7 protein-coding genes and 3 pseudogenes are annotated in these 8,024 nt (G+C 59.1%); 6 read left to right on the plus strand and 4 right to left on the minus strand.

The genetic code is table 11. The annotated features are described in order from the left end of the window. Positions 1 to 252, minus strand: a pseudogene (locus GOB90_RS18160) (transposase); the annotation flags it as partial. A 105-nt stretch (positions 253 to 357) separates the two neighbouring features. On the opposite strand from GOB90_RS18160, the gene GOB90_RS19415 reads away from it, so the two are divergent. After that, positions 358 to 510 (plus strand): hypothetical protein, encoded by a 153-nt coding sequence (locus tag GOB90_RS19415; protein ID WP_242012161.1) that lies wholly within the window; start codon positions 358 to 360, stop codon positions 508 to 510. Further along, positions 471 to 869: pseudogene (locus GOB90_RS18165) on the plus strand (transposase); the annotation flags it as partial. The gene GOB90_RS19415 and the pseudogene GOB90_RS18165, both read left to right, overlap by 40 nt. A gap of 52 nt (positions 870 to 921) precedes the next feature. Here the strand turns inward: GOB90_RS18165 and GOB90_RS18170 are convergent. Further along, positions 922 to 1,791 (minus strand): LysR family transcriptional regulator, encoded by an 870-nt coding sequence (locus GOB90_RS18170; RefSeq protein ID WP_146892947.1) that lies wholly within the window; start codon positions 1,789 to 1,791, stop codon positions 922 to 924. A 115-nt stretch (positions 1,792 to 1,906) separates the two neighbouring features. Here GOB90_RS18170 and GOB90_RS18175 point away from each other — a divergent pair, with 115 nt between their 5' ends. Together GOB90_RS18175 and GOB90_RS18180 are read left to right on the plus strand one after the other, a co-directional pair. Continuing rightward, a complete protein-coding gene (locus tag GOB90_RS18175; protein WP_146892945.1) occupies positions 1,907 to 2,785 on the plus strand; it encodes an SDR family oxidoreductase in 879 nt (292 codons plus the stop codon). Between the two features lie 32 nt (positions 2,786 to 2,817). Beyond that, on the plus strand, positions 2,818 to 3,201 hold the full coding sequence (locus tag GOB90_RS18180; protein WP_146892943.1) for a hypothetical protein: 384 nt from the start codon (positions 2,818 to 2,820) through the stop codon (positions 3,199 to 3,201). 363 nt (positions 3,202 to 3,564) lie between these two features. Here the strand turns inward: GOB90_RS18180 and GOB90_RS18185 are convergent, their stop codons facing one another. Further along, positions 3,565 to 3,831, minus strand: coding sequence for a type II toxin-antitoxin system RelE/ParE family toxin (locus GOB90_RS18185; RefSeq protein ID WP_261766047.1), 267 nt, complete (start codon positions 3,829 to 3,831; stop codon positions 3,565 to 3,567). Next, on the minus strand, positions 3,828 to 4,079 hold the full coding sequence (locus GOB90_RS18190) for an antitoxin (protein WP_146892940.1): 252 nt from the start codon (positions 4,077 to 4,079) through the stop codon (positions 3,828 to 3,830). The genes GOB90_RS18185 and GOB90_RS18190 overlap by 4 nt, the downstream gene beginning before the upstream one ends. Before the next feature lie 184 nt (positions 4,080 to 4,263). On the opposite strand from GOB90_RS18190, the pseudogene dinB reads away from it, so the two are divergent. Together dinB and GOB90_RS18200 are read left to right on the plus strand one after the other, a co-directional pair. Next, a pseudogene (gene dinB, locus GOB90_RS18840) lies at positions 4,264 to 4,996 on the plus strand (DNA polymerase IV); the annotation flags it as partial. Positions 4,997 to 6,653: 1,657 nt separating this feature from the next. Then, positions 6,654 to 7,934 carry a CRISPR-associated endonuclease Cas3'' gene (locus tag GOB90_RS18200; RefSeq protein WP_173572202.1) on the plus strand — a complete coding sequence of 427 codons (1,281 nt, stop codon included), beginning with the start codon at positions 6,654 to 6,656 and terminating at the stop codon, positions 7,932 to 7,934. Positions 7,935 to 8,024: the final 90 nt, after the last annotated feature.

An 8,024-nucleotide genomic window follows, 5' to 3' on the forward strand; every position in this document is an offset into this window, starting at 1 on the left:
ATCGTTGATAAGATATTCCGTCCGTCCATCAGAGAGATTGTTCAGTGTCTGGATCACCAGGATTTTGAACATCAGCACCGGATCAAACGGCGGACGCCCGCCTTTGCTTCCGCCCGAATACGCCAGAGCATTTTTCCAGGTCAGGCCGGAACGCCTCAAAATCCATAGTCCGGGAAAAGGCTTCGAGTTGATCGCCCAGCCTGCTCAGGCGAGCCAGGCGCTCTTCAACATCAAAAAACCGGACTGCTTCATGTCCGCCCCCCCAATCAAGACAGGAGGAATGGAATCACAGAGAGCCGCTCAAAACCACGGGTTTTTCGAACCCTCCATCTGGGACTGAGCAATGACTGGCAGCACATGATCGACAGTACGGTCGTTCGTGCTCACTCCCAGGCTACTGGGGCAAAAGGGGGGCTCATCCAGAAGGTTCTGGTCGATCACGCGGCGGCTTTACGAGCAAAGTCCATGCCCGATGTGACAATCAGGGACGTCCTCCCGGCTTTATCCTGACCGGAGGGCAGGTCTCGGATTACAAAGCCATAGAGGCCTTGATGGGACTGCCGGTTCCAAACCCCGGAGCCCTTCTGGCCGATCGGGGTTATGATAGCGACAGTTTCCGTCAGGATCTGCTGATCCACGGCATCCTGCCGGTTATTCCCTTTATTCCCTCACGCAAAGGCCGCAGTGCCCCACAGAAAACAGACTGGACGCGCTACAGGGATCGTAATCGCATAGAACGGATGTTCAGCCGCCTCAAACAGATGAGGCGCATCGCAATCTGCTACGACAAAACCGCTCTGTTTTTCATGAGTTTTCTCAACCTTGCCGCCGCAAGGCTCCGGATCAGATCTTTTGTCAACGTGAGCTAAACACCCAGGTAACGTTCTGAGGTCGTCTAGCAGGGTCCCGAAACCGCGCATATCAGCCTATGCGGATGGACGTTAGGACATCGAGGAAGGCACGGATCTTGGAACTCGACAGGCGGCGAGAGTTTTGGAGCGCCCAGATTTCGACCTTCGGTCCGTCGTCAACCCCCCAAGCGACCAGCCTGCCCGCAGCGATGTTCTGCTTTGCCAGCAGTTTCGGCATGAGCGCCACGCCCGCGCCTGCGAGCACCGCATCCTGCACCATCAGGAAGGACGAGAAGCGCAACCGCATCTGCGGCCTGAGCTCGCGCACACCCCGGTCCGTCCTGATCCGCCAGGCCGCGTCCACGGACGTAGCCATGTGCCCTACCGCAGCGACTGCGATGTCGACCTGATCTGTGAGGAATGCATTGGGCATTTCAGGCGATGCGACCAAAAGGCGTTCATCTTCGAGGATCCGCCTGCCAACCAGACGCTCGTCGGGATCCGGGTTGATGCGGATTACCAGATCGTAATTGTCCTCGACCGGATCGACCTTACGGTCCTCTGCGACCATCTCGAGCGCGACATGCGGATAGGCCTGGACGAAATCGGCAGCGACACACGGCAGCATGACATGTGCGAACACGATCGGCGCGCTGATCCGAAGCGTACCGCGTGGCACTGACGCGCCCGAGGCGACCGCCTGCCCGGCCTCGCCGATTTCGGCGAGCGGGCCTTGGGTGCGGTCGTGCAACGCGCGTCCTTCTGGCGTGAGACGCAGCGTCCGCGAGCCGCGGTCGATCAACCGGACGCCCAGATGGGCTTCCAACTCGGCGACCTTGCGCGACAGCGTCGTCTTCGGGCGTTTGGCCGCACGACTGGCAAGACCAAAGCCGCCATGGGATGCGACGAGGTTGAAGTCTGCAAGGGCTGCGAGGTCCATAATTGTTCCATAATCGGGACGATGTGTCCCGATTATGTCATCTTCTTCGCTCATTCGGAACGTCTATCTTGCATCCAGCGACGACGAGGTCGTTTAGACGATCAGGAGATACGACATGACGATATTGGTAACCGGCAGCACTGGCACCATCGGTACGCAGGTACTGGCTTTTCTCGATGGGCACGGCGCCGAAGTCCAGGCACTCACCCGTACCCCCGGAAAGGCGCATTTCCCGGCGGGCGTCACCGTCGTGCAAGGCGACCTTTCGGATATCGACAGCGTACGCGCCGCGCTACAGGGCATCAGCACACTGTTTCTGCTCGCGCCCAACGCACCCGATGAACTGACACAGGCGATGCTGACGCTCGATGCGGCCCGCGCGGCAGGCGTGAAGGGCATCGTCTATCTATCGGTGTTCAAGGGCGACGCCTATGCCGACGTGCCGCACTTTGCCAGCAAGATGACCGTCGAGCGTATGGTTCACGCCACCGAGCTGCCCGTCACCATTCTGCGCCCGGCCTATTTCATCCAGAACGACCTGCGACAGAAAGACGCGCTGCTGGGCGGGGGCGTCTACGGCATGCCTATCGGCGAGCGGGGTATTTCAATGGTCGATATTCGCGACATCGGCGAGGCGGCCGCGAAGGAACTGCTGCGCCGCGAGCGGGCCGCCGCGCCGCTGCCCTGTGAGACCTATGAACTGGTTGGCCCCGATGTGCTCACCGGTGCCACGATCTCCGCGCTGTGGAGCGACGTGCTCGGGCGGCCGATCGGCTATGCTGGCAACGATCTTGACGCGCTGGAAGAGCGGCTGAAGTCTTTTGGGCCGGCGTGGCTCGCCTGTGACATGCGGCTTATGATGCGTCGCTATCAGCAGGATGGCGCGATCGCTACGGACGGCGAGATCGCCCGCCTCGCGACCCTGCTTGGCCACCCGCCGCGTTCTTATCGCGATTTTGCCGAAGCCGCCGCCGCCGCATGGGCTGCAGCCTGAACCCAGAACGAACCTTCATGAGGAGACCTCCCATGACCCGCATTCTGTTCGTCGGCCAGAAGCCAGAAACGGTCGATTTCTCGGACCCGGCTTTGCCGCCTGGTTTTGCCGCCAATAAAATCAACGCCGGAATAGCCATCGCGGTCGAAAAAATCCGTGAGCGCGGATGGCAGGGCGACACCTGCATGATCACGCCCGACGCAGCGGGGGGCGCCATGCTGGAGGCAGCTCTCCGCGGCGCGGCTTACGATTGTGTGGTTATTGGGGGCGGTTTGAGGTTGCCGCCCAAGAGCCTCGGTTTGTTCGAGATGGTGGTCAACCTTGTCCACAAGGGGGCGTCCACGGCTGCAATCGCTTTCAACACGCGGCCTGAAGACACCGCCGAAGCGGCTGCACGCCAACTCGTGCGGAGCTGAAGGTCAAGTAGCCAGACCGGCTCGTCCCTCAGCACTTGTCCATCGCTCGTCAAATGTCCAGTTCGACCGGAAGCCGACCTTCACAGTCGGCTTCCGGAGTGCGGCTTCGTCCCAAACTTCCTTGTCCCCGACAATGGACGACAAACAGGTGTTTTGCGATGCCTGAGGGCTGTTGAGGGCGCTTAGCGTATGCCTGGGTCCGTTGTTCTATGTACCGACCCCATGAAAGGCGGTTTTCACGTTTTTACGGCGTGAAGCGGACATCCCGCTCCCCCCCATAGCCGCCGTAGAAGCTCAGTTGAGAGAGCGAAAAGGTGGAACGATCACAGCCTCTCGGCGAGACGCGCGATAAGGTCCATACGCTCATGGAAAATTGGCGATGATAAGAGCAGGTGCATCAGGGCGCGGCAGGCAGAACACAAAATGATGCTCACATCGCACCATCCGTAGATCCGGTGCGATACTCTCCATCGGGCGGCAGGTGCCGAGACCTCGTGCGACATCGACGAGTGCATGCTCGAGAGTGTCTATATAGCGGCGAAGCTGCTCGTCTCCCCACTGCAACCGGGTGTAGAGGATAGTCCCCCGCAAGTCGGCTTCAGCTGCTGACGTAAGGACATAATCCGTCACTGACGCGGCTCGCCGATTTCCTCATCGAGAATGTCCCTCACGCTTTTGGTGGACACTTTCCCCGCGAGGCCTTCGTCAATACGGTGTTGGATCACGGCTTTCAGGTCCTGCCACGCCTGACCTGTTCCGAGGTCGTCGGGAAAAAGACGCTCAAGAGCGTATTGTTTGATCGTTTTGCCTTGCAGTGCCGCCAGAGCTTTGAGGCTCTGATGCTGCTGGTCCGAAATGTCGATAGTCAGGCGGCTCATAAGATGCGCTCCGATGCTTCCACAAACCCACATTAGCACATTTGCGGGTGCGTGGAGCGAGAAATTGGGAGTTGGGTTATGGCTGTGAGAGTTGCTGATCTCCCATGATCTTGTTTCGTTCTCATGATGCGGGCAGGATCATACGACGTCAGAGCCTCGCATACGCCGCATTCTGCATATCGACATGGATGCCTTCTACGCCTCCATCGAACAGCGTGACGATCCGGCTATGCGGGGTCGCCCGCTGGCTGTCGGTCGGGAAGAAGCCCGGGGGGGCGTGGCTGCCGCCAGCTATGAGGCCCGGCGTTTCGGTGTGCGCTCGGCCATGGCCTTCATCGTGGCATGGCGCCAGTGCCCCGGCCTCGTCTTTGTCCCACCACGCTTTGAGGTCTATCGCGCCGTGTCAGCGCAGATCCACGCGGTCTTTGCGCGCTACACGCCGCTGATTCAGCCCCTGGCGCTGGATGAGGCATCTCTTGATGTAACGGACCAGCTTGGGAGCTTTGGATCAGCAACCGCGATCGCCGAGGCGATCCGCGCGCACATCCGAAAGGAGACGGGCCCTGACGGCTTCTGCCGGCGTGTCCTACAATCGGTTTCTCGCCAAACTGGCGTCCGATCAGAACAAGCCGGACGGACTGTTCGTCATCACTCCCAAACATGGACCGGTGTTTGTCGCGACTTTGGCTATCGAGAAGTTTCATGGCATTGGCCCCGCCACAGCGAAGAGGATGCATGCTCTGGGCATCCGGACCGGCGAGGATCTGCGGACATGGCCAGTGGAAGCCCTGCGGGGACATTTCGGCAGTGCGGCCGAGTTTTACTTCGGCATCTCGCGCGGCATCGACAACTGTCCCGTCAATCCGAACCGGCAGAGGAAGTCCATCGGCATCGAAACCACGTCTGAGCGGGATATGGCTGAACCGGATCACCTGCAGGGATGGACAGGCAAACCTGTCGAGCGCCTTCGGGAGATTGCCGCGCAGCATGGCGCAAAGTCCTACGCTCTCGCCTGCATCGCTCGGGGCGCGTGCGCCGCTTACCTACCGCGTGAAGGGCAAGGCAGCCTATGCGCGCAGCGATGCCGAGAGAACGACGACGATCCGCGCAACCGCTTCCACTTCGAGGAAGTCAGGCGGGCGATCGACATGAAGCGCGAGGACGGCACGATCAAGCTGGTTGGCGGTGATGAAGTCGAGGTGATGCAGCAGATCGCCCGTCTCTACGTCACCCGTCGGGACGCGGCCGACCTCAGCCGCGCCGTGCGTTCCATTCTTCAGGAACGCGGTGAGATCTCGCGAAAGGAGATCACGGTCGAGGCGATCGGCCAGCGCGGGGAAACCTATGACCTGCAGATAGCAGCCGGTGATCGCCTGCGCCTGTACCGGCGGACCTGGGGTAAGGTGGAAGGGCAGGGGAAGACGGTCGGCAACAATGGCGATGTCGTCACGGTCGTCGTCCACAGCAAGGACGGCTTGCGGGTCCGCACGAAGGATGGCGAGGTCGCGGATGTCGAGAGGCGCCGTTTCCGTGACGCTAAGAGCGGGCGCGTGCTTCTGGGGTTTGGCTTTGCCATGACAGTGGATGCCGCTCAGGGGCTGACGTCCGATGAACACATTAACGCCATGCCGCGCGGCGTAGGTAATGCCACGGGCTTTACGAGCTATGTCGCGGAGAGCCGCGCCAAGGGCACGACCTGGACCATGATTTCAGACGCAGCGACCTTCGAGGCGGTTCGGAATCAGCGGGCGCTCGGAGACCTTACGCCCGTCACCAGCAATGAACTCTACAAGGCGCTCGGCATAGATGTGCCTTTCCGGACAGCCGAAGAGCGTGACCAGCGCGTGCAGGAGCTGATCCGTCTTGGTGTTGCGCAGGAGACACTGGCGACATCGGATCGGGATTATGGAGGAGAAGTCCAGCGCAAGGTGCAGGCGATCGCGTTGGAGAAGACGGCTGGTGCGCGGCTTGCGGATCTCGACAGGAAGATCGAATCTCTGATGAAATGCAGCGGCGTCACCGTGACCGCTCCTGAGCGCAGTCTGCGTGTCCAACGGGCGTGGAACGCTACACCAGATCCGGGCGTGTAAATTGCGAGGCAAGGGTATGAGGAAATTGTTTTCTGGCTGCACCGGTGCAGATAACCGTGAATTCGTGGACGGGTGCCTGTTGGTGCTGCACCGGGCTCGTACTGGCGAAGTCTGCCTGAGCGTTATGGAAGCGGAAGATGGGAGATCGTGATAACCGGCATCTGATTATCGACAGTAATTTTTACATGAGCATCAGCCGCCATTATTTGGCTACTGCCCTGTATGTAGATCTCGCAGAGAACAAATAAATGGGATCCGCCTCCCTGTTACAAGCGATTGGTGCACAAGTATATGATCCTGAATATTAATTATTTGAATCTGAAAAACATTTTGGCCAGATACAGACCAATGATATTAACCCAATATGTGACATGCAGTGTTGTAGACAACGACAATTTTATATTTCCCGCACGTCCTGTTCGTTAAGCGGCGGGACATGAGAATGTTTAAGATAAAATTTCCTAAATATTAGGCAGCATAGTTTATGCAATGGACAGATTGGCCGGGCAAGAGTTCGGTTTCCCCGAATGGGCCCGAACATCCAGCCGCTTTTCATATGCTTGATGTTGCGGCAGTGGCGGAACGGTTGATTGCTCCGTTCCCTTTCGGGCCGCGCCTGCGTGATGCGCTGATCGTGTTGGCTGGACTTCATGATCTCGGCAAGATCAGTGATAGCTTCCGCGCCATGTTACGTGAAAATGTCCCGCAGCCCGGCTTCCGCCAGTGGGAACTGAGCGAGGCACTTTTTTATGCCGAAGATGCGCGCTTCGAGGCTCGCCTTGGCGGCACTTCACGTGTGCGGCAATTGCTTTATGCGGCAGTGGCGGGACATCATGGGCGCCCACCCGTGCGTAACTTTGGCGGTCTGCCTGCTTCTGCCCGACCACCACGGGAACTCGCCGGGGCACTGCGTTGCGTCGGAGAGGGGAGGGAGGCGGCCAGATTGCTGCTCGATGAGTTCTTCAATCTCTGGCCCGAAGCGTCGTTAGAGGGGCTGACCCTGCTAGAAGCTTCAAACCTCTCTTGGTGGTTGCCGGGCTTTTGCACTGCAGCCGATTGGGTGGCGTCCAACCCTTGCTGGTTCAAACCGCAGGCGGAAGCTGCCAGTTTTGGCACCTACCTCCAGAATGCCCGGATCGTAGCTAGTCATGCCGTTGCCGAAGCTGGAATCTCCGGAGTCCCGGCACGCGATGTTCAGTTGTTCGATTTTACGCTGCGTCCCATGCAAGCGGCCTGCGCTGAAATCGCTCTGCCGGACGGCCCGATGCTGGCAGTCGTGGAGGATGAGACCGGGGCGGGTAAGACGGAAGCTGCTCTTTTTCTGGCTCACCGTATGGTTCTGGCCGGTAAGGGACGTGGACTGTTCTTTGCTCTGCCGACGATGGCAACCGCAGATGCAATGTTTATACGCGCCTCGGCAATCGTCGGCCGCATGCTCGACAGTCCTTCAGTCACACTGGCCCATGGGCGTGCGGGTTTGTCCGTACCGTTCCGTGATCTCGTGCAGGGAAGCAGAACCGGTGGGCGGGAAGAGATTACGTCTTCTGATTGGCTGGCGGAAAGCAGTCGCCGCGCCTTACTGGCGGATGTCGGTGTAGGGACGATTGATCAGGCGTTGCTGTGTGTATTGCCTGTTCGGTTTCAGACGTTGCGCTATTACGGTCTGTCATCGAAGATTCTTATCGTCGATGAAGTGCATGAAATGGGTGAGCCCTATATTGCTGAGGAACTCGTCGCACTTTTAAGAGTCTGTCCAAGATCATAGTGTTGTTTGACAGAGCTTTCTGACCATGAGCCTCACGGAAGCCCAGTTGAGGAAAGCGAGTGCGCTTCGGTTCAGGCATTCCCAGTCTTT

This window comes from Acetobacter oeni, assembly GCF_011516825.1.
Classification (GTDB): domain Bacteria; phylum Pseudomonadota; class Alphaproteobacteria; order Acetobacterales; family Acetobacteraceae; genus Acetobacter; species Acetobacter oeni.

What these genes read in the sequence shown, in the direction of transcription:
- GOB90_RS19415 (WP_242012161.1), top strand. Translation starts at nt 358, where the DNA reads ATGATCGACAGTACGGTCGTTCGTGCTCACTCCCAGGCTACTGGGGCA.
- GOB90_RS18170 (WP_146892947.1), bottom strand. Translation starts at nt 1,791, where the DNA reads ATGGACCTCGCAGCCCTTGCAGACTTCAACCTCGTCGCATCCCATGGC.
- GOB90_RS18175 (WP_146892945.1), top strand. Translation starts at nt 1,907, where the DNA reads ATGACGATATTGGTAACCGGCAGCACTGGCACCATCGGTACGCAGGTA.
- GOB90_RS18180 (WP_146892943.1), top strand. Translation starts at nt 2,818, where the DNA reads ATGACCCGCATTCTGTTCGTCGGCCAGAAGCCAGAAACGGTCGATTTC.
- GOB90_RS18190 (WP_146892940.1), bottom strand. Translation starts at nt 4,079, where the DNA reads ATGAGCCGCCTGACTATCGACATTTCGGACCAGCAGCATCAGAGCCTC.
- GOB90_RS18200 (WP_173572202.1), top strand. Translation starts at nt 6,654, where the DNA reads ATGCAATGGACAGATTGGCCGGGCAAGAGTTCGGTTTCCCCGAATGGG.